General features: G+C 35.5%; 14 protein-coding genes. 9 read left to right on the top strand and 5 right to left on the bottom strand.

Features of this window, described 5'->3' with window-relative positions; genetic code table 11:
- Positions 1 to 66: 66 nt before the first annotated feature.
- Together Q1A01_RS06930 and Q1A01_RS06935 are read right to left on the bottom strand one after the other, a co-directional pair.
- Positions 67 to 1410, bottom strand: coding sequence for a TolC family protein (locus Q1A01_RS06930; protein WP_299678016.1), 1344 nt, complete (start codon positions 1408 to 1410; stop codon positions 67 to 69).
- Positions 1410 to 2015 (bottom strand): TetR/AcrR family transcriptional regulator, encoded by a 606-nt coding sequence (locus Q1A01_RS06935; protein WP_299678019.1) that lies wholly within the window; start codon positions 2013 to 2015, stop codon positions 1410 to 1412. Before Q1A01_RS06935 ends, Q1A01_RS06930 begins: the two co-directional genes overlap by 1 nt.
- Before the next feature lie 154 nt (positions 2016 to 2169).
- Here Q1A01_RS06935 and Q1A01_RS06940 point away from each other — a divergent pair, with 154 nt between their 5' ends.
- A complete protein-coding gene (locus Q1A01_RS06940) occupies positions 2170 to 3144 on the top strand; it encodes a polyprenyl synthetase family protein (protein ID WP_299678022.1) in 975 nt (324 codons plus the stop codon).
- Between the two features lie 8 nt (positions 3145 to 3152).
- Here the strand turns inward: Q1A01_RS06940 and Q1A01_RS06945 are convergent, their stop codons facing one another.
- The gene (locus tag Q1A01_RS06945) at positions 3153 to 3689 is read right to left on the bottom strand and encodes a hypothetical protein (protein ID WP_299678025.1); all 537 of its coding nucleotides are present in this window, start codon (positions 3687 to 3689) and stop codon (positions 3153 to 3155) included.
- A 111-nt stretch (positions 3690 to 3800) separates the two neighbouring features.
- On the opposite strand from Q1A01_RS06945, the gene Q1A01_RS06950 reads away from it, so the two are divergent.
- The 8 genes from Q1A01_RS06950 (at position 3801) to Q1A01_RS06985 (ending at position 15692) form a co-directional block, all read left to right on the top strand.
- Positions 3801 to 6560, top strand: coding sequence for a 2-oxoglutarate dehydrogenase E1 component (locus Q1A01_RS06950; RefSeq protein ID WP_299678028.1), 2760 nt, complete (start codon positions 3801 to 3803; stop codon positions 6558 to 6560).
- A 147-nt stretch (positions 6561 to 6707) separates the two neighbouring features.
- The gene (gene odhB / locus Q1A01_RS06955) at positions 6708 to 7919 is read left to right on the top strand and encodes a 2-oxoglutarate dehydrogenase complex dihydrolipoyllysine-residue succinyltransferase (RefSeq protein WP_299678031.1); all 1212 of its coding nucleotides are present in this window, start codon (positions 6708 to 6710) and stop codon (positions 7917 to 7919) included.
- 167 nt (positions 7920 to 8086) lie between these two features.
- Positions 8087 to 9904, top strand: coding sequence for a LuxR C-terminal-related transcriptional regulator (locus Q1A01_RS06960; RefSeq protein ID WP_299678034.1), 1818 nt, complete (start codon positions 8087 to 8089; stop codon positions 9902 to 9904).
- 363 nt (positions 9905 to 10267) lie between these two features.
- Positions 10268 to 11203: a T9SS type A sorting domain-containing protein gene (locus tag Q1A01_RS06965; RefSeq protein ID WP_299678037.1), complete on the top strand. Its 936-nt coding sequence runs from the start codon at positions 10268 to 10270 to the stop codon at positions 11201 to 11203.
- Between the two features lie 113 nt (positions 11204 to 11316).
- Positions 11317 to 12831 (top strand): T9SS type A sorting domain-containing protein, encoded by a 1515-nt coding sequence (locus tag Q1A01_RS06970; protein WP_299678040.1) that lies wholly within the window; start codon positions 11317 to 11319, stop codon positions 12829 to 12831.
- A 13-nt stretch (positions 12832 to 12844) separates the two neighbouring features.
- Positions 12845 to 13750 carry a hypothetical protein gene (locus tag Q1A01_RS06975; RefSeq protein ID WP_299678043.1) on the top strand — a complete coding sequence of 302 codons (906 nt, stop codon included), beginning with the start codon at positions 12845 to 12847 and terminating at the stop codon, positions 13748 to 13750.
- 376 nt (positions 13751 to 14126) lie between these two features.
- Positions 14127 to 14870 (top strand): hypothetical protein, encoded by a 744-nt coding sequence (locus Q1A01_RS06980; RefSeq protein WP_299678045.1) that lies wholly within the window; start codon positions 14127 to 14129, stop codon positions 14868 to 14870.
- Between the two features lie 324 nt (positions 14871 to 15194).
- Complete coding sequence (locus Q1A01_RS06985; RefSeq protein WP_299678048.1) at positions 15195 to 15692, top strand: DinB family protein; 498 nt, start codon at positions 15195 to 15197, stop codon at positions 15690 to 15692.
- Between the two features lie 679 nt (positions 15693 to 16371).
- Here the strand turns inward: Q1A01_RS06985 and Q1A01_RS06990 are convergent.
- Together Q1A01_RS06990 and Q1A01_RS06995 are read right to left on the bottom strand one after the other, a co-directional pair.
- A complete protein-coding gene (locus Q1A01_RS06990) occupies positions 16372 to 19026 on the bottom strand; it encodes a T9SS type A sorting domain-containing protein (RefSeq protein WP_299678051.1) in 2655 nt (884 codons plus the stop codon).
- Between the two features lie 787 nt (positions 19027 to 19813).
- Positions 19814 to 26653, bottom strand: coding sequence for a BspA family leucine-rich repeat surface protein (locus Q1A01_RS06995; RefSeq protein ID WP_299678054.1), 6840 nt, complete (start codon positions 26651 to 26653; stop codon positions 19814 to 19816).
- Positions 26654 to 26922 lie beyond the last annotated feature (269 nt).

Consider the following 26922-nt stretch of genomic DNA (forward strand, 5'->3'; position numbering starts at 1 on the left):
TACTCCTCAACTCCTCAACTCCTCAACTCCTCAACTCCTCAACTCCTCAACTCCTCAACTCCTCAACTATTTTTTATTTCTGTAATCTGGTGTGTTTAATACGGTCTCTAGTTCAGCTTTAGAGTTAATCATAGCTAACATAGCCTCTAGTACAGAGTTTTGAGCTGCATATAATTGTGTTTGCGCTTGTCGTAATTCAAAACTTGAGGCGATCCCTTCTTTGAACTTAATTTGATTTTTTTGTTCTATACGTTCAGCTAAGCTTAAATTACTTTTAAAAACTTCTAAATTGTCAATAGCAAGTTGGTGCTGACTTTTAGCTTGTTCATAGGCAAGTCTGATTTGTTCTTGCGCATATTCAAAATCTGTTTCGGCTTGCTCTAATGCTATTTTAGCTTTTTGTGTACGAGCACTTCTAGCTCCAGAGCTAAATAGTGGTACGTCTAATGTGAGTCCGAAAATAGAAGATGCAAAATAACGCTGATCGCTATCAAAGAAGTCAAACGTATCACGTCCTGCAGCAGTTCCTACATTTATAAAACCTCTTAAACTAGGTAATGCTTTACTACGTTCTAATTTTAATTCTAAAGAGCGTTGTTCCGTAAGATTATAAGCAATTTTATAATCTACATTTTTTTCTATTTCAGGATTATCTTGAAAAAGCCCTAGTCCTGGTTTAGCAAGTGATGTAAGTGAATCTGTAAGTTGTGTCTCTGTCGAAATATCTAACCCTATAGCCAAGTTGAGCATTTGAATCGCAATATCTTCAAGACGCTCTGCATTTATTTTTTGATTGAGTAATTGACTGTACGTAATTTGTAGCTGTTCTACATCTTCTTCTTCAGCCAATCCATTTTCAAAAATAATTCGAGTCTCATCTAGATTTTTCTTAACTGTAGCAATATTATTATTGAGAATCGTAATATTTTCTCTAGTGATCAATACACTCCCGTAGGCATTAATAACTCCTTTTCGGATTTCTAATTGTGTTTTTTCGTTAGAGTTTTCAGAAAAATCTAGAAAAGCTTTTGCCGCTTGTAATCCTACTAAATAGGAACCGTCAAATATTAATTGTGTAAGTGTTGCAGTGGCAGATGCATTTTGTTGTGTCCCGAAAACTACGGGTGCAAATGTGCCAGGTTCTCCTCCAAAAAATTCTGCAGGAATAAATGCAGTAGGTTGTTTCAATTGGTTTTGGTAGTCAATGACTCCATTAATTTGAGGAAGCCCCGAAGCGGTAGTTTCCCATTTTTGTTTAATCGCTATAGCGATGTCTCTACGCGAATTAATCGCATTTTTATTATTGTCTAATGCAAAGACAATGGCTTCTTCTAAAGAAAAGCTCTTTTTGTCTTGCGCCTGGATAGTAAAACCAGTCAACAATAATAGGATGATTAGGATTCTTGTCATTATTCTTGATTTGATTGTATGAGTTTGTTTAATAATTTTCGTCCTTTTGGTGTTACAATACCACGTAAGTGATATTCTAAATACATATCATATAAAATGTGTGGTGGAAATTCTGAAGAAGGAAATATATCTCCATCTTTTATTCCAGTCATTCCCGTAAAATAAATACGTGATACAAATTGCACATTAATATTTTCTCTAAAGAGTCCTTCAGAAACACCACGCGTAATATTTTCAATCATACAGTCTTGCATGAAATCATATTGCTTTTTACGAAGTGATTTATGAATTTTTGGATAATATTTTTGTAGTTGATACATAGGAGAAGTACGTTCTCCTTTTAAATGCTCTAGCACAAAGCGCTTAATATCATAAAGCTCTTCAATTGGATTTTTTTTATTCTCTGTAATATGGTCAATTCCATTACAAATCATATTGAAAATCCCAGCTGTTGATGCTTCAATAACAGCCTCTTTATTACTAAAATGACTGTAAATGGTCTTTTTTGATATCCCCATTTCCCTAGCGATATCATCCATTGTTATGCTTTTAAACCCTTGATTTAGAAACAATTCAGTGGCGGTGTATAATATTTTTTCTTTCATAGATTGCTATGCAAATTTACGATGGAAACTTTAAAAACGATTAAAGTTTCCAAAGTTTTTACGATAATTTAACATTTGGGTACGCTTTCGCGAAAGCATATATAGTTACATAACCAATGGAAACCGTATTTTTGTGTTTAAAATTTTTTCCCGCATGCTATCTGTATTAGAATACTCATCTATATTCATAGACTACCTTAGTAAACGTTCTTTAGATAAGGAGCCTAACAACTTATATACACCTATTAATTATATTTTGAATTTGGGTGGTAAAAGATTACGTCCTGTATTGACATTAATGGCAACAGAGTTGTTTGATCAGCCTTATCAAAAGGCGTTAGATGCAGCACTTGCAATAGAGATTTTTCATAATTTTTCATTAGTTCATGATGATATTATGGATGATGCTCCTTTGAGAAGAGGGCAGCAAACAGTACATGAGAAATGGGATATTAATACCGCAATTCTTTCAGGGGATGCCATGCTTATTCTTGCATATCAATTATTTGAGAATTATGATGGAGTGATTTTTAAAGAACTAGCAAAATTGTTTTCAAAAACAGCAATAGAGGTATGTGAAGGTCAGCAATACGATGTAGATTTTGAAACGAGAGACGATGTAATTATCTCTGAGTATTTGACGATGATAGAATACAAGACGGCAGTTTTGGTAGGTGCGGCTCTTAAAATGGGGGCTATCGTTGCAGGAGCTTCAAAAGAATGTCAGGAATCTATATATAACTATGGTAGAGATTTAGGGATTGCTTTTCAATTACAAGATGATTATCTAGATGCATTTGGCGATCCAGAAACATTTGGAAAACAAGTAGGAGGAGATATCATAGAAAATAAAAAGACATTTTTATATCTCACTGCTTTGCAGAAATCTGAAAAAGATGAAGCAAGACAACTAGAACATCTGTTTTCTATAACACCTGTAGACCCTACAGAAAAAATAGAAACTGTAAAACAACAATTTATAGATAGTGGCGCTGCCGATGCGACAAAAGCTGAAATGGAAAAATATACACAACGTGCTTTTCAATCTTTAGAAACGGTAAAAATATCTGAAGATAAAAAAGCATTGTTACGTGCGTTTGGGAATAACCTTATGAAGCGAACGGTTTAACTTCAATGTTAAAAGTAAACTCTCACAAAAGGTTGCCAAGCTTCGGCATAAATTCCATCATTATTATCAAATAAGACATTATAACGAGCACCTATTGTGACTCCTTGAATTCGATAACCTGCACCCAAAAAGAAGGCTGTATTGTTTACATCGTTGGTAATATCGCCTTGAAGATCTTCGAAACGTTGCGTACCAAATAACTGCTCTAATTCAGCAGATAGCTGTACCTCAGGAATTGGATTAGCTAAAAAGATACCGCTTACACCATAGAGGGTAGATGAAAAATCTCCAAATTTTTGATAATTAAAATTTAATCCCGGTCCAAAAGCAATATATGGATTGTATTGATAAATAGCACTTGGCGCTACAGTGATTTGTGTATTATTCGTTCCAAAGGATAATCCTAGACCTCCTCCAAAGCGAACTTTTTTCCAGAATTCACTTTTTTGCTTTGGGGCAGGATCTTCTTGGGCTATTAATTCAGCTTGAAAACTGAAAAAAAGAGTAAAAACGATGCTTAAAAAAAGGTAATTTTTAAATTTCATGAGGCTGTTTGTTAAAATAATATCATAAATATAGGAATTATATACCCTAAAATGTTAAATATTGTATTTTTGTACGTCTATATGTCAGTAAGACATAGCTTATAACTAACAATGGATAGATTTTCTTTTCTAAACGCAGCCCATACAGCTTATTTTTCAGAGCTTTACGATCAGTATTTACAAAACCCAGATAGTGTCGAGCCAAGTTGGCGAGCCTTTTTTCAAGGTTTTGACTTCGGAATGGAAAGCAGTAATGCTGTTTCAAACGAGGTAGGAAGTGCACCAGTTGCTATTCCTGAAAATGTAAAGAAGGAGTTTCAAGTTGTCAATTTAATTGATGCATATCGTACAAGAGGACACCTATTTACAAAGACAAACCCAGTAAGGGATCGACGTAAATATGCGCCAACACTAGAGTTGCACAATTTTAATCTGTCAGATTCCGATCTGCATTTAGAATTTGAAGCGGGTTCGATTCTTGGATTAGGTAAAACAAGCTTATCTAATATTGTACGTCATCTAGAAGCTATTTATTGTGACGCTATTGGGGTAGAGTATATGTATATACGTAAACCTGAAGAAAGACAATGGATCCAAAATTGGTTAAATACCAATGATAATCATCCTTCTTTTAGCCCAGATGAGAAGAAACATATTCTTCATAAATTAAATCAAGCCGTATCTTTTGAAACGTTTTTACATTCTAAATATGTAGGGCAAAAACGTTTTTCTGTAGAAGGTTTGGATGCTATGATTCCTGGACTAGATACATTAATTGAGCGTGGATCTGAAAAAGGGATTCAGCAGTTTGTATTGGGAATGGCACACCGTGGTCGTTTAAATGTATTGGCAAATATTTTTGGAAAATCACCAGAGGCTATTTTTTCCGAGTTTGATGGAAAAGAATATGACGAAGATGAGTTGTTTGATGGCGATGTAAAATACCATATGGGTTGGACTAGCTTTCGCGAAAGCGATAAAGGGCATAACATTCGTATGGATCTTGCTCCAAATCCTTCACACTTAGAGACCGTAGGCGCTGTTATAGAAGGAATGTCAAGAGCAAAAATTGACACAAAACTAGACGGAAACGAAAAAGCAATTCTTCCTATAGCCATCCATGGTGATGCAGCAGTTGCTGGTCAAGGAATTGTATATGAGATTGTGCAAATGTCGCAATTAGATGGCTATCGTACAGGTGGAACCATTCATGTGGTTGCAAATAACCAAGTAGGATTTACAACAAATTACTTAGATGCAAGGTCATCTACCTATAGTACAGATATAGGAAAAGTAACGTTATCCCCAGTACTTCACGTAAATGGAGATGATGTAGAAGCAGTATGTCATGCGTTTGCATTTGCATTGGATTTTAGAATGGAATTTGGACGTGATGTGTTTATAGATATTTTAGGATATCGTAAATATGGCCATAACGAAGGTGATGAACCTCGTTTTACACAACCAAAATTATACAAAGCAATTTCAAAGCATAAAAATCCAAGAGATATTTATGCAGATCGTTTATTAAGTGAAGGCGTAATTGCTGAGGGACATGTAAAAGAGCTTGAAAAAACATATAAAAGTGATCTTGAAGAAGATTTAGAAGCTTCTCGTAAAAAAGATAAAACAGTCATTACTGAAATTCTTGCAGATGATTGGGAAAACTATGAGTTAGGTACATTGGAAGATATATTAACTCCAATAGACACTACTTACGATCAAGCTAAATTAAATAAACTAGCTGAGGGTCTCATACACCCTCCTGAAGGAAAGGTTTTTATAAATAAAGTAAAACGTATTTTTAAAAGTCGAAAAGAACAATACACAGAGACTAATAAATTAGACTGGGGAATGGGTGAGCTACTCGCCTATGCTAGTTTAATGGAAGAAGGATTTAATGTACGTATCTCAGGACAAGATGTAGAACGTGGTACCTTCTCACACCGTCATGCCATTATAAAAACAGAAGATGGTAGTGAAGAGGTTAATCTTCATAATATGCTTGGTGTAAAAGGTCATATGGATATCTATAATTCTTTGCTCTCTGAATATGGCGTAGTAGGATTTGATTATGGATATGCCATGGCGGCCCCAAAAACATTAACGATTTGGGAAGCTCAGTTTGGAGATTTTTCAAATGGAGCACAGATCATGTTAGATCAATATATCTCTGCTGCAGAGTCAAAATGGAAAACTCAGAATGGATTAGTAATGTTATTGCCTCATGGGTATGAAGGACAAGGGTCTGAACACTCTAGTGCACGTATGGAGCGGTATTTACAGTTATGTTCTCATGACAATATGATTATGGCAGATATCACAACACCTGCCAACTTTTTCCATTTACTGCGTCGTCAGATGAAATGGAACTTTAGAAAACCACTCGTCGTATTTACACCTAAATCTCTACTTAGAGATAAACTAGCGGTAAGTTCAAAAGAAGAGTTGGCTACAGGAAGTTTTCAGGAAGTCATAGACGATATACACGTAGATAAGAAGAAAGTAACTTCACTTGTGTTCTGTACAGGAAAATTCTATTATGATCTTTTGAAAGAAAGAGATGGAGACGATAAAAATGAAGGAAATGGACGTGCGGATGTAGCACTTGTTCGTATAGAACAATTGTTCCCGTTACCACAAGATAAAATTAAAGAAATTATAGCAAGTTACCCTAATGTAACAGATTATGTATGGGCGCAAGAAGAGCCTAGGAATATGGGAGCTTGGGGATATATGCTTATGAATTTTGATCAGGTAAAATTACGTATTGCTTCGCGTCACGTATATAGTTCGCCAGCAGCAGGAAGTAGCACACGATCAAAAGCAAGACATAGAAAAGTAATCGAGAGTGTTTTTAAAGCACAATAAGAAGAATAGTAAATAAATAGATGAGATTTTTACTTTAGTAAGGATCTCGTAATAAGAAACATTAATTTTGAAGAGAGGATGAGACTTCCTCCTTTGAGAAAGTTTAATTAATAAGTCCGCTTTCGCGAAAGCGTAATTAGAACAACTATGGTTTTAGAAATGAAAGTCCCTTCACCGGGAGAATCGATCACCGAAGTAGAAATCGCACAATGGCTCGTTGAAGACGGCGATTATGTAGAAAAAGATCAAGCTATTGCTGAAGTAGATAGTGATAAAGCAACACTAGAACTTCCTGCCGAAGTAAGTGGTGTAATTACACTAAAAGCTGAAGAAGGTGATGAGGTCGCTGTAGGTGCTGTAGTTTGTCTTATAGACACTGCTGCCGAAGCGCCAGCTGGAGATGCTAAAAAAGAAGCACCTGCCGAAAAGAAAGAAGCTCCTGCTCCTGCACCTAAAGTAGAAGCACCAGCAACAAAAACATATGCTTCTGGATCACCAAGCCCAGCAGCAAAAAAGATTCTTGACGAAAAAGGAATGGATGCTAGTCAAGTGTCTGGATCTGGTCGTGATGGCCGTATTACTAAAGAAGATGCTGTAAAAGCAACACCTTCTATGGGTACTCCTGGACCTGGAGCACGAGGAGAAAGCCGTACAAAATTATCAATGTTACGTCGTAAAGTAGCAGAGCGTTTAGTAGAAGCCAAAAATACAACAGCCATGCTTACCACATTTAATGAGGTAAACATGCAGCCTATTTTTGATCTTCGTAAAGAATATAAAGAAGCTTTTAAAACAAAGCACGGGGTAAGTCTAGGATTTATGTCTTTCTTCACCCTTGCTGTCGTGAGAGCGTTAGAGATGTATCCTGCGGTTAACAGTATGATTGATGGTAAAGAAATGCTAACCTTTGATTATAAGGATATTTCTATCGCTGTTTCTGGACCTAAAGGTCTCATGGTACCGGTAATACGTAATGCAGAAAACCTTTCTTTTAGAGGTGTAGAAAGCGAAGTAAAACGTCTAGCGATACGTGCTCGTGATGGACAAATTACCGTAGATGAAATGACAGGAGGAACCTTTACAATCTCTAATGGAGGTGTATTTGGATCTATGTTATCTACGCCTATTATTAATCCACCACAATCAGGTATTTTAGGGATGCATAATATCGTAGAACGTCCTATTGTAAAAGACGGGCAGATTATTGTAGCACCAATCATGTTTGTTGCATTATCATACGATCACCGTATCATTGATGGTAAAGAATCTGTAGGATTCTTAGTAGCTGTCAAAGAAGCACTAGAAGACCCAATTAATTTATTAATGGGAGGTGATGTGAAAAAAGCATTAGAAATGTAATTTTTGATTATTATAGATATAAAAAACCCGAACTCTTGAGTTCGGGTTTTGTTTTTATATACTAAAGAGTCTAACTTAAAGTTATAAAAAGAATAGATTTTATATTATATTGATACTTTTAGATAATTAGTTTACTTATGCTTTTTTAGAAAAATAGCTCTCAGATCATGGCGTATTTCAATTTTAATCACATTCTTTTAAAAGAAACAGTAATACTACTCACTGTGTTTCTTTTTTTTAGTGATTGTTTTTCTGAAAATTCTAATGCAGTTGCTTATTATGTTGAACATACTAGCGAGGTTATTTTTCAACAAATAACAGAGTTGAAAACAGAAAATCAATCTGCTGTTATTCTTATAGAAAAAGCAAAAGAGTATGATGAAGCCTTAAATTATAGAGAGTCTAATGAGTTACTTCTAAGAGCTATTGAGATTCTTAAAGAAGAAAACAATAGGTTAGATCTAGGGTATTGTTATTATCAGATAGGAAGGAATTATGAATCTTTAAGTGATGAAAAGAAAGCACTTGAGTATTATTTGAAAGCAGAATCTGTATATCAAAAAACAGACGAGATTACAAGAACAAAAGTATTAAATCTCACGAACTTAGCAACCCTCTACACTGTAAGGTCTAGGTTTACAGAATCATTGGAATACTTAAATTTAGCTCAAGATTTAGCAAATTCTCTAGAAGATAAAATGCCTTTAGCACAAGTGTATTCGTGTACTGCTGAAATCTATATGAGACAAGAACAATATGAGAAAGGAATTACATACTTACAGGATGTTGGAAAAATACTTGATGATATAGGAGATGTAGATGGGATTATTGCTAATAAATTGAATATCATGTCATCACATGCTAGATTTGGAAAGTATGATTTAGTAGCCTTGATGCTTGATGAGTTACCAGACCCAGATACGTTAGAGAAATTAGATCAAACATTTTTTGTGAATTATTATTCAAGCGAATTATATATTCATAAGAAAGATTATAAAACTGCTTTAAAATATAATAATAACATTATTAGCTCTTTAGAAGGGCTTGATGTAGAGGTAGTTCCTTACAAAGTTAGTGCAGATGACCAAAGAGCAAGAATTTATAGTAGTTTAGGAGATACACAAGTTGCTATTGATATTCTTGAGAGCACAATTAAAGATATAGATGATTATGAGCGTATAGGTTATAAAGGAGATATTCTTTTGTTATTGTCTAATCTGTATAAGGATGTAGAAAAATATAAGAGATCTAATGAAGTTTTAAATGAGTATATACAGGTTAAGGATAGTGTGCTGTCTATAGAAAATAGTACAAATACAGAATTTTTGAAAACGATATTCGATGTTGAAAAGAATAAAACTGAATTAGAAAAAAAGGAAACAGAGCTTCAGTATTTGTCTGAAAAAAATAAGACTAAAAATGTATATAATACAATATTAATTATAGGGATAGTTTTATTAATAACCCTAGCAATTATAGCTTTTATTAAACAACACAGATTACATGCTTCAGAAAAACGTATTCAAGATATAGAACAGGATAAACTCAAACAAAACTTAGAATTTAATAAAAGACAAATAACAAATTTCTCTATTCACATAAAGGAGAAAAATGTATTGTTAGAAAATATAAAAAAGAAAATTTCTGAAGTATATAAAAAAGAACCTAAGTTAAAATCGCTCTTGTCTAATATCCACACATACATTAATGATGATATTAAGTATAATAAAACGAAGATAGAATTGTATTCTAAAATTCAAGAGAGTAATAATGAGTTTCTAAAGAATTTAAATAAAACATATCCTGACTTATCTCCAAAAGAAATGGAGATTATTCAAATGCTACGATTAAACTTATCTTCAAAACAAATCGCAGCACAATTAAACTTATCTGTTTATAGTGTAGATACCTATAGATCTAAAATACGATCTAAAATGGAAGTGCCAAAGAACAAAAAATTAAGTGATCATATCAAAGAGATTTAAACTCTTTATACGCTTTTGCGAAAGCATAATCTTTTATAATTATAGTATTGGTTTGTGAGGTTTTCTTAAACCAATATTTCTCATCTTTCTTACTTTTTTAATACACTTTATATGTTAAAGCATACACTAAATGACAAATAGTTGTTAGTGGTTTTTGCTGAATACTTTTAATATCAATCTTTTTAATATTTAAATGGCTAGAGATGATGAATGCTTCATATATAATCGGTGAGCCAGATTAAGTCAAGAGAAAAATAGGATTATTACAGTTTTTTCAAGGTGTTGTTTTAGGAGGTGAGCATGCCTTTAAAATTACTTTTGTAGTGTTCAATAAATAATAATATTTAAATCCTATTTTTTAAAATGAAAAAGACATTATTAAGTGAAAAACTAAATACATTAAAAGCAACATTGGTTCTTGTTTTTGTATTTACACTTTCTGGGGCTCATGCTCAGGAAAATTGCGAATCTTTTGACCAGAGTTTACGTCTAGAAAGAGCAATAGATGATTGTGGTAACGGAGGCCGTGTAAATACCTTTATAGAAGGTGGAGAAACGCCATTTGATTTTACAATTAGAAATGTGTTTACAGGAGAAGAAGCATCTGCAGTAACAAGTAATAGATCTTTAACTATAGGAGTTTTTCCTGGAACATTCGAAACGAGTATCATCGATGCGAATGGTTGTGAAGATACAACCAGATTTACTGTATTTGCAGATAATTTTATTGTAAGAGATCTAGGTTGTAATGATAACGGAACTAGAAGAATAAGATTTTCAAATGAAAGTACAAGTTTCGTACCAGTACAGGTGGAAATCTTAGGTTTTGGTTTTAGTCTTGATAGAGGGACTTCTTTATCTGGAAATTTACCAGAAGGTACGTATACAGCAACTGTTTCTAGAGGTGGTTGTGCTCCTTATGATGTAGCCTTTGGAGTTAGTTCTTGTACTACTGCTAGAACTGCAGTTTCTGAAAGATCTACAAAACAAACATTAACCATAGTAGAAGCAGAAGAAACACTTTCTGAAATCACAAAAATTGAAGAAAAAGCAGGTATTGTTTATCCTAACCCTACTACAGATGAAGTTACCATCGATTTAGGTGGAAGCTTCAATAAAAGTAATACTTCAAGTAGTGTGATTATATACAATAACTCTGGAGTTGAGGTGCTTAAAGAAAAATTTAATGGTACAAACACCAAAGTAAATTTAGATAGATTAAAACCAGGTGTTTACTTCGTGAGTATTTTAAGCGAAGAAGGTGCTGTTTTATATCAAGATAAGCTTATTAAAAAATAATAAATAATGATTGAATACTAAATCATAGGATTCCTTTGATTTAGTGTTTGGTTCACTTAAGATAACCTCTCTAATTTAATTTAGAGAGGATTATCTATTTAAAACAAATAAACATGAAACAAATTTTAAGATTACTAGTATTTATTCCATTTGTAACATTTGCTCAAGTAGCGCAAATAGGGGAAGATATAGACGGATCAGTAGCACAAGAGTTTTTCGGAATAGCGACAAGTATTTCTTCAGATGGAGATTTTATTGTGGTGGGGGCTTTAGGAGCTACAAATACTAATGGTGATGTTTTTGCAGGCGCTGCCAGAATTTATGAGAATATCTCAGGAGAATGGACGCAAATAAGTGCCGATATAGAAGGAGGGCAAGTTGGAGAAACTTTTGGGGGTGATGTTGTCATTTCAGGAGATGGTACTATAGTAGCAGTGGCAGGTGCAGAATATGATGTTGATCCATCTTCTAATTCTGGTGAAGGTCGTGTTCGTGTTTTTGAAAACCAATCTGGTATTTGGGTACAAATAGGAGAAGATATTATAGGAGACGATCCCGGTGCTTTTTTAGGGAACCATATTGATATGTCTGATGATGGTACTATTGTTTCTGTTGGTGCTATTTTTAATGATGAAGTTGCACCTAATGCAGGGCAAATTGAAGTGTTCGAAAATCAATCAGGCGCTTGGGTGCAAATAGGGCAATCCATAAATGGGTTAGCAGAAAATGATAGAACGACTAATCATGCACTAACAGCAGATGGTTCTAGAATAGTAGTGACCTCTTTTGGTAATGAGGGTGATGATAGAGGACGATTAAGAGTGTTTGATTATAATACTACTACAGATACGTGGGATCAAGTTGGACAAGATGTTTTAGGGACAGAATCTCAGGAACAATTAGGATCAGGAGGACTTAGCATCTCAGATGACGGTACAGTGATTGGAATAGGAATACCAAACGCTCCTATAACAAACGCGCCAGGGTTAGCTCGTTTTTATGACTTTGATACTACAACTGAGGAATGGAATCAAATAGGAGAAGATATTTTAGGAGATGTTCCTCTAGGACAACTAGGAAACGGAACAGGATTAGACCTTTCTCCTAATGGTAGTTTTGCTGTTATTGGTACAGCAGGAGCCTTTTTAGATCCAGATACTAATGATTTTAGTGGAAATTTTGCCAGAGTTTATGAAAATCAATCAGGAGAATGGGTGCAAGTAGGACCTAATTTACAAGGAGAAGTGTTTGGAGATTTGTTTGGTTGGACGCTTTCTCTCTCTGATAATGGAATTGTAGTAGTAGGCGGATTTCAAAATGAAGATGGAGGAGGAGTCAATGCAGGACATGTTAGAGTCTTTGATATTAATGATGCTTTCTTGAGTACGGAAGAATTTGTGGTAACTAAAGTAAGTCTATATCCTAATCCAACTTCTAATGTGTTTACTGTTCAACTATCAAATAGTGTAACCTTAGAAAATATTCAAATTTATAATAGTTTAGGACAACAAGTGAGTGCTATTATAAATCAAAATAATGTAAATGTATCTGCATTAAAACAAGGGATCTACTTTGTAGAAATTACAACAAATCAAGGAATAACTTCAGAAAAAATAATAATCCAATAAAATAAAAACTAAGATGAAAAAAAGTATATTATACGTATTTGCAGCGATAACATTTGTATGTACTAGTTGTAGTACTGATAACGAAAATGATTTAGAAACAACAGCTAGTGATTTAGAAACTGTAAGTCTTTTTGAAATAATACCAGACGCTTCTTTAGATACTAGTAATAAAGGACTGTATCATGGAGTCTTTTCTTCTAGTGATCGTACTAGAAAAGGAGAGATCTATGTGCATTTAGGGAGTGACAATGTTTATAGAGCAGAAGTTTTATTAAATTCTGGGGAGCTTATTGAATTTACTGCAAACGGTAATGCTTCTTTACATGAAATTCTATTTTCTAATGAAAGAGCAAGTTTTATTTTTGATGTAACAGATAGTGAACATCCTAGAGCAACAAATGTTACTATAGATAATAAAGATGGATATATCCAAACATATAAAGAACGATCTAATCAGCGTATTGCAATGGTATTAGGTAGTTTTGTAGATTCTAGTGATCCTTCATTTGCAGGAAACTGGGATATTGCAGCAAGTAGTACAGTACAACCAGAAGATGCTTTTGAAGGTGATGGTTTCTTTACTATTATGGACATTACAGTATCTATAAATGGAAATATGTTTAATGATACAGACCCTAATACAGAAAGTTGGGGTGGTTTTGGAGAAGCAGGTTCTGTTTGTGTGCTTGCAAGAAATGAATTTTTTATTACTCCTGGAGAAGCTGGAATTGCACCTGATTTTCAGGGATTAGGATTTCCATATTTAGAAGGCTTTAATCAAATAGCTACGTATAATGGAGTAGATATTTCTTGGGATGCAAGTATAGTTCCAGCTGGATCTTCAACTGGTTTTGGATGTACTGAATTTGAAGGAACTTGGTCTGGAGGAACTCGATCAGGTACATTTTCATTTGATTAATTTTTTAGTATTTAGCTTTCAAAAGGCCATAAAATCAACAGATTTTATGGCCTTTTTTTAGATGATGATAAGTGCTATACCTAAATAAGAATATTAAATATGTAGGAAAAATAGACAGATTACTCCTTCTATATAAGCCTTCTTTAAAATATAGTTTTCATTTTATTTAGATCGTTGAAATTCATGTTTTTAATTTTTTAGATTACAGAAATTAAGGGGTGTAAAGACTACTATATACAGTTTAATTAAGGTGCTTTTTAGGAAAAATAGCTTTTGCTTTTGATATATTTCGACAACAATTCTAGTTTGCTTTTTTTAAGTGTTGAGAAAATTTATCAAAAACTAGTATAAAGTTATAACCCCAAATTATATATCTATGATTCGAAAAAGTACCCTAATACTTTTATTTATTTTTTTGTTTGCTACTTCCCTCGATATACAAGGACAAGTAGGTATAGGAACGACAACCCCACAAAATGATCTTCATATAGCAGGAGCGACCTCAGGAATTAGAGTTGAAGGCTTTAGTAGTGCAAATAATATCAATAATACAGGAAGTAGGAATGTAGCAGTATACGCAAATGCAAATGGAGATTTAATTATCCCAAATACGCCAGCAGGGGCTGAAATTGTTGTAGATGAAGCAGATATTATATCTTCTATCCCTGTAGATACAGGAATATTAGGACAAGCTAATAATACGGTATTAGCCACTACAGAGACATTTACATTAGATCAAAATGCAATCATATTTATAAATTACAATATCACTTTTTTCTGTTCTCAAACCGATGGTGTAAGTCCTATAGATGACGGTAAAGCTAAGCTTATTAGAAATTTTTTTGAAATTAAAAATGATTCAGGAGATGTTGTAGAAAGAAATGGTATTATGTCTCAATCATATACCAATACTGCATCTGGTGATGGGGGCACATTTATAGCAGGACTCTTTACAAATACTGCAGCACACATGTTAATCTTACCTCCAGGAACATATACGGTAGATTTATATGGAACAGTAGCTGCAGTTAATGGTAATTTAGGGGTTGCTAGTGATGCTTTTAGGGCAACTTTTGGAGCGGGTTCTAGTGACTCGTTTAAGATTATTGCTCTGTTTTAATAGGTTAAAAAGTTTATTTGCTAGCACTTCTATTTACCATTTATTGTAGTCTTTTATACCAGTTTTTAAAAAATCAAAATTTCTCTACACGCTTTCGCGAAAGCGTATAAAAAAGTATCATAAATGATCTGTATAACATCTATGATAAATAATTATGCTGAAAATGACATATAGCTTTCCAGTACGAATAACTAAAGTAAAATAGGTATGATTTTAATAATAAGTGAGTGTCATATCGACAAGTAAAAAAGAATAAAAGCAGTAGAGAAAAAATAAATACCTAATATCTTTAAAGTATTGAAAACTACAACTAAAAATATAAAAATGAAAGAATCAATTACTGCAAATTTTGAACAAGAAATGAATACGACACGTCGTTTTTTTGATGTAATATCTGATGAGTTTTTTGCATACCAACCCCATGAAAAATCAATGGATGCTGCAAAATTGTTAAATCATATTGCGCGTATTCCTTCATTTATAACTGCTATTGCAGGAGGATCTAGTTTAGATTTTAGTAAGGTACCTCCATCTGAACCAGCAACAACTAAAGAGGCGATAATTGAGCTTTTTGAAACAAATGTAACACAAGCTAAAGAAGCTTTAAATCAATTGCCAGAAGCACAATTTACAGATGCGTGGACATTGAAAAATGGAGAGACTACTTATTTTAAAGATGTACCTAAACAAGACGTAATACGTAATCTAGTCATTAGTCATACCATACATCATAGAGCTCAATTAGGTGTGTATTTGCGTATGAATAATCTAAAAGTGCCAGCTAGCTATGTGGCATCTGCAGATGAGAGTTTAATAGGATAGTATTTCCTAATATATAGTAAAAGACCGAACTCATCGTTCGGTCTTTTTTTGTAAATGACTTAGTGATCCCCCAATCATAAAGTCATCCTAAGGATGAGTGTTCATATACTTGATACCCTCCTTGTCTTATATTTCGTTTTTAGTAAAAATCTAAATCTTCCCTAAAAATACAAATATCTATTAAAATGATATTTATAGACTTTTATTGCTTTAACGTTACACTTTACTTTTTGGTCATGAACCTCTCAAGTTTGATTTCGCAAAAGCAATTTCAAGTTGTTTTTTGGAATTTTTAAAGTTTTGGTAAATGTACCACCTAAAAATAAAGAGACAAATACGTACCTACTGCAAAAATTACGTAGGGGTACGTAGTCTTTGAAATTGAAGTCGAAACTCAAAAGGTGATGGAGTGATTTTCGCTTTAAGCGAAAATAGTATTAAAATAACCAGTTGTGAAATTGAAATTGAAAAAAGAGACTATCTAAAAAGTAATTTAGAACGTCACCCTGAACTTGTTTCAGAGTCTCATCACTCTGGTTAATTTGATGAGAAACTGAAACGAGTTCAGTTTGACGAAAATCACACTTTTTTAGACAGTCTCTTTTTATAAAATGGTTTAGTTAATCCCCCAATCAATATACCATTTTAGTCTTTATTCTTATGTTTTAAAAATATGCAATTATCTCAGGATTAATTTTTTAGTAACCGTATTTCCTTGCGATATGATCTGCATAAAATACATTCCTCTCGCAAGATTTTCTAGATGTATAGTTTGTGTTTGATTAAAATTTGTTAGATCAATGCGTTTGATGATTTTTCCATTCACATCAGTAATTATCGCATTTTCCAGTGTTGAACTTCCAGTATATGAAAGTGTCACCTGACCTTGTGATGGATTTGGATAAAGGGTAATTACGCTTTCGCGAAAGCTTTCTTCGTCTGCATTCAATACCTCACGATCTTGGAAAACCATCGTGAACCTATCTGTATGTAATCCTTTCTGAGCCGTAAATGTATAGGGCTGTTCGTTTAGGTTAACAATGGTATTTAACACATGATCGATGATAAAAACAGATGCGTTTTCTATAGCGATTCCTTCAAGATTTCCAATGCTTATGGTGTATGGCGTTACTTCTTCGATAGACGTTGAGAAACCAAGGGCAATTTCCATTTCAGGATCAAAAGTTTCTCTTGCTTGAATGCCTAAAAGTTCCCCAGAAGCTACCGTTGTAAATAGGGACAGGAAGGTCCCCACTCGCGGACTATCATACCCTTTGTCGATCGCGGGAGTAGCATTAGGTGTAAAGCCAATACCTGTTTGAGCAACCACTTCATCATAAGAAGTTGTGGTCAAATTGAGCCATAGTTTATCAATATCGATACTGGTTTCAGCGTTTCTAAAGCCATCATTATTTCCAGTCACACGGATGCTATTGGTAAATACCACAGGTGTTCCAGCAACCATTTCTGCTTGATCTGCTTTGATTCCAAATCCTTGTCCAGAGGCCATAAACTGTCCAGGAGGTGTTCCTCCATTTACGGCAGCAATACCCATTATGGCATTACGTATCGAAATATCATTCATAGAGAAGTTACTGGTTCCAAAACCAGGAAGCTCTGATGTAGGATTGGTGATATGATCCCAATAGTACACTTCGTTTATCGCATCATTAGCATTGATAAAGGCAGTGACATCTATCGCCGAAGCATACGGATTTCCTAATAGATTATAGTTATTGGTGGTTGCAGGGCCATTGTAATTAATCGGCACCGTAATCGTTCCTGAGTTTAAGGTTCCAGGATTTGAAGGGTTTTGTGTGTAAGTGAGGGTATAGGCACCATCTCCTACATTCGGTTCTGGTTGTGGGAATATGAGTTGGCCAATACCTGCTGCAGGTGTTGCAGTGCTTCCAGTGACAGGCAATAAATAATCATTATTATCATCGAGGAAGTTTTCTGAAAATTCAAATTCTGGGAACTCCACAAAGTCAATATCAAATGGTACAAAGTTACTAGGGATGATGCTAAAAACGGCTCTGGAATTTCCATAGACTCGATCTCTAACTTCGGCAGTAACTGGACTACTCATGGCTACAAAATTACGATCGTCTAAGGTTGGGGTTGTTTTCGCGACAGCGATACTTCCATTATTGATAGTCACAGCATCTTCGTTTACTTGCACAAGGCTACCTGTGTTTGTAATGTCAAGATTTCCATTTATAATAATGTCATTTTCTACGCTTATAAAATTAGTATCACTCACAGTAAGAGTTGCTCCCGTATTAATGATCAGTTCGCAGGCTGTGATATCGCCAAGCCCTACAGTTGCCGTATTGTAATCTTCAGCAATAATCGCTCTTGTAGTTGTTGTTGGATCTCCATTATCCCATCCTCCTGCTATTGTATAAGTGGTCGTGGTAGGACAAGAAACCGTAAGAATAGCTTCTGTAGAAGTATATGTAATATTGAACACACCATTTGCAATAGTGGGGAAGTTTACAATAGCAAATGTGCTAGTAATTGAGCCAGCAGTTAAAATGGTGAAACTATCTCCTGGTAGGGGTTCAAAGGCAGTAGGTAAACTCACATTGAGTGTGCCTGCTAATAGTGCGTTTCCGGCAACAATTACTTGATCATAGTCTGTACCTGCTGTTGTAGCTCCTGTTATTTGAATATCTAGGCGGGCCGTGCTCTGATGCATGTAGTTGTTGTCAAAACGATAGACCCCTATACCATTACCAGGTACTAAAATGCCTGCGTTGCTTTGATTACCGGTATGCGTATTATTACTTCCGAATAGTGTGCCATTTTGTGAGAGCATTATAGAACCATTATTGTTTATTTGTCCAAGCCCTACATCATTTCTTAGTAATGCGCCAGAATTATTGTTTAAAACCCCATTAATAGTATTGTTTATAATAGAAAAATTGACGATAGTTCCTCCATTGTTATTATCTATGGTGCCATTATTACTTATAACGCCGCCGTTATTATTTAAAACGCCCCCATTGTTAACTCTTACTATCCCGGGACTTGTATTATTTAATTGCATATTATTAAATAAAGTTCCCATAATAGCTAAAATACTTTCATTGTTCACGGTACCATTGTTAAATAGACGCCCTTGTATGGTGACAAGAGTATTTATGACTACCGTTGCCCCTGTATCTATAATTACGGTATCTCCTGTATTTAAGGTGGTACCAGGATACGATGGACTCCAATTTGCAGTATTTGTCCAAATTCCAATTCCAGTATAAGTAAAGGTGGTTTGTGCGTGTAGTGAACTTATAGTAAGTGCTAAAACAGAGAGTACTAGTAGTATTTTTTTCATAACAATAGGGATGTTAGTTTAGGATGTAAAAATACTGGTAAGATGTTTTCCAACAAATACGTACCTACTGCAAAAATTACGTAGGGGTACGTAGTGAGGAATGATGAATGTAGAACGATGAATTCAGAATTATGAAGGAAAATGAAAAAAAGAGAAGAGAATAAAGAAAATAGATTTTAAAAAGCTATCTAAAAGAAACTTAATACGTCATTCTGAATTCATTTCAGAATCTCATCACACTAGTTATCAAATTTATGGGGTTTTGAAAATGCTGAAACAAGTGCAGTATAGGCAAGTTCAAAATGACGTATTAATTAACCTCTAATTCTACATTATAAAATGATAATGAAAAATAGAGTAATGTTCTATTGATAGAGTGTTACTCTATTTATGGTTTCACGAAAAGGGATCACATTATGTTTGTCTCTTCGAGCGTAGTCGAGAAGTTTTAGGTATGCATTTGTGCAAGCTCTCAACTGCGCTCGAGATGATAAGTTGAGATTTCCGCCCCTGTCTGCCAACAGGCAGGTTCAGGAAAATGAAGGTAAAAAATGATTAGAGAATAGAATATAGACCTAAAAAAGAAGCTATCTAAAAAGTAATTTAGGACGTCACTCTGAATTTGTTTCTCTCATCACTCTGGTTAATTTGATGAGAAATTGAAACAAGTTCAATTTGACGAAAATTATATCTTTTTAAATAACCTCTTTTTTATAAAATGGTTTCTTGATCCCTCAATCAATCCACCATTTTAGTCTATATATTTTTGTGCCTTGAGAACATCCTATTATCGTAAGATCAATTTTTTAGTAACCGTATTTCCTTGCGATATGATCTGCATAAAATACATTCCTCTCGCAAGATTTTCTAGATGTATAGTTTGTGTTTGATTAAAATTTGTTAGATCTATACGCTTAATGATTTTTCCATTCACATCAGTAATTATCACATTTTCCAGTGTTGAACTTCCAGTGTATGAAAGTGTCACTAGACCATTTGATGGATTAGGATATATATTGATTCCGCTTTCGCGAAAGCTTTCTTCGTCTGCATTCAATACCTCACGATCTTGGAAAACCATCGTGAACCTATCTGTATGTAATCCTTTCTGAGCCGTAAATGTATAGGGCTGTTCGTTTAAGTTTACAAAGGTGTTTAACAGATGATCAATGATAAAAACGGTTGCATTTTCTATAGCGATTCCTTCAAGATTGCCAATGCTTATGGTGTATGGCGTTACTTCTTCGATAGACGTTGAGAAACCAAGGGCAATTTCCATTTCAGCATCAAAAGTTTCTCTTGACTGAATACCCAATAGTTCTCCAGAAGCTACCGTTGTAAATAGGGACAGGAAGGTCCCCACTCGCGGACTATCATAGCCTTTGTCAATCGCAGGTGTTGCATTAGATGTAAACCCAATACCTGTTTGTGCAATGGCTTCGTCAAAAGCGGTTGTAGTCAAATTGAGCCATAGTTTATCAATATCTGTACTGGTATCACTACTTCTAAAGCCATCATTATTTCCAGTCACACGGATGCTATTGGTAAATACCACTGGTGTTCCAGCAACCATTTCGGCTTGATCTGCTTTGATTCCAAATCCTTGTCCAGAGGCCATAAACTGTCCAGGTTCAGTACCACCATTTACGGCAGCAATACCCATCATGGCATTACGTATAGAAATATCATTCATAGAGAAGTTACTGGTTCCAAAACCAGGTAGATCTGATGTAGGATTGGTAATATGATCCCAATAGTATACTTCATTTACTGCATCATTTGCAGTAATAAAGGCTGTGACATCTATCGCCGAAGCATACGGGTTTCCTAATAGATTATAGTTATTGGTGGTTGCAGGGCCATTGTAATTAATCGGCACCGTAATCGTTCCTGAGTTTAAGGTTCCCGGATTCATAGGATTTTGTGTGTAAGTGAGAGTATAGGCACCATCTCCTACATTCGGTTCCGGCTGAGGGAATATCAATTGGCCAATACCTGCTGTGGGTGTTGCAGTGCTTCCAGTGACAGGCAATAAATAATCATTATTATCATCTAGGAAATTTTCTGAAAATTCAAATTCTGGGAACTCCACAAAGTCAATATCAAATGGTACAAAGTTACTTGGAATGATGCTAAAAACGGCTCTGGAATTTCCATAGACTCGATCTCTAGCTTCAGCAGTAACTGGACTACTCATGGCTACAAAATTACGATCGTCTAAGGTTGGGGTAGTTTTCGCGACAGCTATAGACCCATTATTGATAGTCACAGCATCTTCTTGAACTTGCACGACACTTCCTGTGTTAGCTACATCTAGTGTTCCGTTTATAATAATATTATTCTCTACGCTTACAGAATTGTTATCAGTGATGGTAAGTGTCACTCCGCTATTGATGATAAGTTCGCAAGCTGTGATATCACCAAGCCCTACAGTTGACGTATTGTAATCTTCGGCAATAATCGCTCTTGTGGTTGCATTTGGAGTTCCATTGTTCCAACCTTCTGCTGTTGTATAAGTGGTCGTGGTAGGACAACTAGTCCCTGCAGAAAATACATTCACAAACGCATTGCACGTATTTACATTTCCATGTACGTCGGTTACGGTATACATTACTGGATTTGATCCTATATCTGCTGTCGTAAATGTGGTTTGATCCATGGTAATTGAGGCAATCCCGCAGGCATCAAAAACAGCTAAATTTTCGTTGATCACCGCAGAACCATCTGATTCGGTAAGGGTTTCGGTCCAGTTTGCAGTGGCAAATTGCCCTTGAAAGCTTGGTTGAAAGTTAGTAATAGTAGTTGTCGCAGGACCAAAGGTGTTGTCTAGCGTAAAGGCTCTAAATCCAAAAGTGTCACCATTACTTAGCATTATGCTTTCTGTACCCGATTGATTGAATTCATCACCAGCTATATCGGTTAGTTCTGTAAATACACCATTGAGGAGATATCCGAAAGGGTCAAACTCAGCCCCATCATCAGTTGCATAGGCCCAATCAAAAGTGATGGTAACATCTTCGGTGATAGGTACTGTAATATCAGAACTTCCTGGTAAATTTGAATCATTATTTCCACTTACAAGGACTACTTCAAAAGAAGCTAAGTCTGCTAAAACAGTTGCTGGATCTAAAGTAATTGTACCACTCATGTCGAGATCTACGGTGAGATCTTGACAATTAATCGTAGGCGCAATGGAGTCCTCTACCGTAACCATCGCAGTACAGGTATCTATATTACCACTACCATCATCTACAGTGAGTGTGACCATTTGTGGGGTTCCTACATCTGCACAACCAAAAGTAGTACGACTTACACTAAGATTTATGCTATCACAATCATCTGTACTACCGCCATCTAAATCTTGTGGATTTAGGGTAGCCATCCCATTTGCATCCAGTTGTAAGGTAAAAGGTTGACACACTGCAACAGGTGGTGTGCTATTAGCAACAATAACATTAAAAGAGCATGTTGCCACATTTCCAGCAGTATCTACTGCTTCAAAAGTAACTACAGTAGTTCCTGATGGGAAAAATTCACCAGATGCAAGTCCTTCAATTTGAGTGACAGTTACTGTAGAGCAATTATCTGTTGCAGTAGGTGTCACAAAAGTAGCTATGGCTCCGCAATCGGTTGGATTTGTAGGTTCAGGTATCATTATGTCTGTAGGACAGTCCATAAATACAGGTGGGATATTTTCTACGCCTACATCTATAATAAGCCAATTATAGGTATCTATAATACTTTGTCTAGCGGCTTCTGCAGTACAATAACCACTATTTCCTGCATCAAACTCTACATCGTTTTGAAGTGTTTGCGTGCTCCATCCTGTGAGCAGACTATCATAATTGTCGGCAGAAAGGGTAACACCAAAAAACATCGCAGTCATATTGCTTACATTTTCTACATTCCAACCTCCTAAATCTTGATCAAAGCTTGTTGCTTCATTGAACATGAATTCCATATTGACAACACTGGCTGTATTTGTTCCCCAAGCTCCAATAGGTATATTAAAAGAGGTCGCGCTAGAAAACATGCCTGCCATTAATTGTACTGTACTCACATCCCAATTGCTTATATCCTGATTAAATGCAGTAGCTCCTTCAAACATGTTAGTCATATCCGTCACATTTCCTAAGCGTGTTGCCCATTGATCCAGAGGTTGATTAAATGCAGTCGCATCAGAAAACATAAAAGCCATATTGCTTACATTACTTACATCCCAAGTATTGATGTCTCTATTAAAAGCAGTACCTTCAAATACCCCTACCATATTAGTGACTGTGGTTACATCCCAGTTTTCTATTGCTCCATTAAAAGCAGTAGCACCTCTAAACATAGAAGCCATATTATCGGCACTTCCTAAACGAGTTCCCCAAGCACTTAAATCTTGATTGAACGTAGAGGCACCATCAAACATAAAGGCAAAAACGCTTACATTGCTCACGTCCCAACTGCTGATGTCTTGATTAAAGGGTGTGTTTCTAAACATCCCATCGAGATTCTCTACATTACTTACATCCCAGTGTCCTATATCCTGATTTATAGTAGTAGCCCCATCAAACATTCCCGCCATACTTGTAACTTGAGATAAATCTGGAGCATCCAGTGCGTTTATAACCAAATTGGTACATCCATGAAAAGCTCTTCCCATGGAATTCCATACGGAATTTCCCCAATTCTCTACAGAAAGGATTTTTTCGCGGTCTCCTCCGTTATTAAAAAATATCGTTGAGAATGTTCCAGAAATCGTTACTGTATACGTTCCAGCTGTGGTATACGTATGGGTAATCGCTCCACTTACATTGGTATCAGGCGTAGACATATCTCCCCAATCTACGGTATAGTTGCCTCCTATGGCAGGTATCGTAATCTGGTTGTCATTAGAAGTGCCCGGATTATCGGTTTTCCAAGTGGTTATAAATTCTGACATTTCAGTAAACACTTCTATGGTATCACTGGCAGTAGCAGCACAACCGTTATCATCTGTAAATGTAAACTCAATTGTATGCGTACCTAAGCCTGCAACTGCTGGATCAAAGCTATAGGTAGTTCCATTGGCATCCATTGTAACACCTGAGCCAGTATATAGACGAGAGCCAACAAAATCTGTAGTTGCAGTTCCTGTAGCCGACAAAAAGCTAAAATTATCTCCATCAATAATCAAGTCAGTACCTGAGATAAAATTTAAACTTCCTGTAGCCCCTATGATAGGAACATCTGAAACAAAGGTACCTATTGGGCCATTTTCAAAATCTAACGTTATAGTCGCACCCGAAGCAGTTGCGTTTATTAATGGGGCTACATTGCCATTAGCATTACCGAAAAAAACAAGGTTTGTTGATATCATAGCACCTGAAGGATCAAATACGATCTCCGCTCCTGTTACACCAGATCCAGGACCAAAAACGTCCTCATAATCAAGATTTAATATAACTGTTGTTGATGCGATACTTATCGTTGGTGTACCGCCACTAAGCCCCGTTTGTATCCCTGCATCTACGGCTAGATTTGGTGGGGCTGTAAAGCCTACTACAGGTAAAGGAACGACTTCTATACTCTCTGCTACGTTGTTAGTACATCCATTAGTATCTGCCACTTCATAGGTTATTGTATATGTTCCTAATCCAGTTGCTGCTGGGTCAAAACTATAGGTCATTCCGTTACCATCATCGGTCACTCCTGTTCCTGAGTACACTCCGCCAGATGGAGTAGCGCCACCTAAACCAGTTTGTACCCCGGCATCTATACATATAGGCGCTGGCGAAACAAATGTTATCATAGGTAAATCAAATACTTCTATGGTGTCACTAGCGCTATCAGAGCACCCAATTCCATCTATAAAAGTGTAGGTTATGACATGTATTCCAGCACCTGCTGCTTGGGGATCAAAACTGTAGGTCATTCCATTACCGTCATCAGTAACTCCAGGACCTGAGTACACTCCGCCAGATGGAGTAGCGCCACCTAAACCAGTTTGTACACCTGCATCTATACATATAGGCGCTGGCGAAACAAATGTTATCATAGGTAAATCAAATACTTCTATGGTGTCACTAGCGCTATCAGAGCACCCAATTCCATCTATAAAAGTGTAGGTTATGACATGTATTCCAGCACCTGCTGCTTGGGGATCAAAACTATAGGTCATTCCATTACCGTCATCAGTAACTCCAGGACCTGAGTATACACCACCTTCTGATAATCCACCGCTTAGATTAGCTTGTACACCTGCATCTAAGCAAATAGCTGTTGGTGCAGTAAATGTTACTGGAACTTGACAACCAGCTAGTACGGTTAGGACAACATTGGTAGGGTTATAATTTATTTCCCATATCAATCCTATAGCTAATGGAGGTAAAGACGTTTGATCGAAAGTTCCTGATACATTAGCCCCAGTGAGTATGGTGTACTCATCGCCGATCTGAGGAGTATAACCAAATGGTAATTGAACAAGAAGCCTACCTGCTAATGTAATATCTCCAGTCACATTTACTCGGTCATAGTCAATACCCGCTTGAGTATTGCCATTAATATCAATAAAAAGGGTAGGGAAAAATCCACTAGACTGTAGAATAAAGTTATTATTAAACGTATAGGTGCCTATTGGATTTTCTGGAAGTATACCTCCAGGGCTTACATCTCCTAAAGCTGCATTAACAAAATCACTAGTATGTGTTATATTGGTGCCGCGTAGGAATCCATTATTGGTATAAACATTATTATTAATTAGAGAGCCATTGTTCGTAAGATCACTGTTGTTAATGAAAGTTGCATTATTGGTAATAGTGCCTGTTGTGGAGTTTGTAAGTACCCCACCACTGTTTATTGCAAAGGTGAAGTTGTTAATATTAAGGAAACCACTATTAGTTAATGTTCCTCCATTTGATATCGAAAAATTTCTAATACTATTTATGGTGCCATCATTGATAATCGTTCCGCCAGAAAGAATAGTGAAATTGCTATCAGGGTTAGCTATCGTTCCAGTATCGGTATTGGTTAACGTACCTAAAAGACCTGCATTAAAAAATGTAATGGAGCCAGAATTGCTAAAGTTTCCTGTTAAGTTAGATCCTAATAGGGTTAATTGCCCGCCAAAATCATTAAAGATACCGGAATTCATATTCACAAATGGAGAACTACTAAACAAATTCATTTCACCTCCAGTTCTGTTGCGAATAACATTTTGATTGTTAAAATCACCACTACCACCACTTGAGAATAAACGATCGTTATTTATAAAACCATTATTGATGAGCATACCAGAATTTATAAAATTGCCGTCATTAAAAATGGTAGAATTATTCTGGAGGGTTCCTGTTGAATTAATACGAATATTAAATAAAGGGCTTATAGTTGAAAAAGAAGAGGTGGTATTAATAATAAGTGTCCCATCAATATCTATTCTTCCTTCAATACTAATACCACCGCTACCATTAGGCACTGTAGCTTGAGAACCTTCCGAAATAATGGCGGTGTCACCATTAGGTATAAACAGTCCAGGATACGAAGGACTCCAATTTGCAGTATCTGTCCAGTCACCTGTTCCTGTGTAGGTGTATGTAGTTTGTGCCTGTAGCGTATTTGTAATACTGATGATACAAATAAAAACAAGGAGTATTTTTTTCATAACAATAGGGATGTTCGTTTAAGATGTAAAAGTAGGCGTAAGAGTTTTCTTTACCTATACGTACCTCCTGCAAAAATTACGTAGGGGTACGTAGTATAGAATGAATATTGTAGATTTCTAATTTTAGATTTTTGAAGTGAAAAAAGTAAGGAGATTGAGTGATTTTCGCTTAAAGCGAAAATAGTATCGAAATGACTGGTTATGAAATTGAATTTGAAAAAGAAAAGTGAATAAAGCAACTTAATACGTCATTCTGAATTCATTTCAGA

This window comes from uncultured Dokdonia sp. (genome assembly GCF_947492815.1).
Taxonomy (GTDB): domain Bacteria; phylum Bacteroidota; class Bacteroidia; order Flavobacteriales; family Flavobacteriaceae; genus Dokdonia.